3 protein-coding genes are annotated in these 1495 nt (G+C 61.1%); all 3 read right to left on the reverse strand.

What is annotated here, in order from left to right:
- Positions 1-71: hypothetical protein (locus HMPREF2924_RS36875; protein WP_369810162.1), on the reverse strand; the 71-nt coding region annotated here is incomplete at its 3' end.
- Positions 64-684, reverse strand: coding sequence for a paraquat-inducible protein A (locus HMPREF2924_RS03760; RefSeq protein ID WP_003111274.1), 621 nt, complete (start codon positions 682-684; stop codon positions 64-66). The genes HMPREF2924_RS03760 and HMPREF2924_RS36875, both read right to left, overlap by 8 nt.
- Complete coding sequence (locus HMPREF2924_RS03765; protein WP_011666770.1) at positions 671-1378, reverse strand: paraquat-inducible protein A; 708 nt, start codon at positions 1376-1378, stop codon at positions 671-673. The genes HMPREF2924_RS03760 and HMPREF2924_RS03765 overlap by 14 nt, the downstream gene beginning before the upstream one ends.
- Positions 1379-1495 lie beyond the last annotated feature (117 nt).

Genomic DNA, 1495 nt, shown 5'->3' on the forward strand with positions numbered 1-1495 from the left:
ACCAGCGGCAGCACCCAGATCGCCGACCAGTTCGAGGTCTTGTGTTTCTTCGGACTTGGCAGATCACTCATTCTCGTCATCCAGATTGGTGTTGTCCCAGATCAGCCGGGGGTCGAACGTCACGGCGGCGAGCATGGTGAGCACCACCACGCTGGCGAAGGCGGCGGCGCCGAGGTTGGCCTCGATGCTCGCCAGGTTGCCGAAATTCACCAGCGCCACGAGGATGGCGATGACGAAGATATCGAGCATCGACCAGCGCCCGATCCATTCGATGAAGCGATACATCAGGATACGCTGGCGGGCCGACATCGGCTGGTGCCGCTGCACCGAATAGAGCAGCAGGGCGATGCCCACCAGTTTGAAAGTAGGAACCAGGATACTGGCGACGAACACAACCATGGCGATGGGGAACATGTCGGCATGCACCAGTTCGACCACGCCCTCCATGATGGTCGCGGGCATTCCGCTGCCGAAGAGGTTGACCGTCATGATCGGCAGCAGGTTGGCGGGTATGTAGAGGATCGCCGCGGTGATCAGCAATGCCCAGGTGCGCGTGAGGCTGTTTGGGCGCCGGGCGTGCAGCACCGCACCGCAGCGACTGCAACGCGAATGCTCGTCCCCGTCGGCGCGATTCAACTGGTGGCACTCGCCGCACACCAGAATTCCGGCATCAAGCGCGCGCATCGTCGTCCTCGCCGCCCAGCGCTTCCCATACCTGGTGCGGCGACATGGTGACCTCCAGCCAGACCTGGGTGAACAGCAGCGCCACGAAACAGGCCAGGCCGACGCCCAGGCTGAGGTCGGCCATGTCGATCAGCTTGACGATGGAAACCAGGATGCCCATGAGGTAGACCTCGAGCATCCCCCACTCGCGCAGATGGTGATAGCCGCGGTAGAGCAGCATGCCGATGTGACGGGCGATACCGAAACGCACGCTGATCATCACCAGCAACTGGCAGAGCAACTTGACCAACGGGATCACCATGCTGCACAGGAATACCAGGATGGCGACGCCCTGCATGCCACTGTCGTAAAGACCGAGCACTCCCGTCCAGACCGTATCGCTGCGGGTCTGGCCGAGCAGGCTGAGATTCATGATCGGCAGGAAATTGGCTGGGATATAGAGGAAGAGCGCCGTCAGAACCAGCGCGAAGCAACGGCGTTTCCATTGATGGCGATGCGCGGCCAACTCGAAACCGCAGCGCGGACAATTGGCTTTCTCGCCCGGTCCCAGGGGTTCCCGGCGCATCAACAGATCACACTCATGGCAAGCAACCAGTTCTTCCAGGGGAAGATCCTGCAGGCCACGGACATCGGTATCGGACATGAATGAGCTCGGCTGGATTTGTCGGCTATTGTAGACGAGCGCACAGTGCAAATCGCGTCTCCCATGCCCTCGGAAGTACGCCGCCCGGCAGCTCTCGAAGTTTTTCGATTATCGTCCGCAGCGCTGCTGGCTTGCCACTTTTCCGCGCGCAAAAGCAAAACCCCTGGT

It is taken from the genome of Pseudomonas sp. HMSC063H08, assembly GCF_001813645.1.
Lineage (GTDB): Bacteria > Pseudomonadota > Gammaproteobacteria > Pseudomonadales > Pseudomonadaceae > Pseudomonas > Pseudomonas aeruginosa.

What these genes read in the sequence shown, in the direction of transcription:
- HMPREF2924_RS03760 (WP_003111274.1), bottom strand. Translation starts at nt 684, where the DNA reads ATGCGCGCGCTTGATGCCGGAATTCTGGTGTGCGGCGAGTGCCACCAG.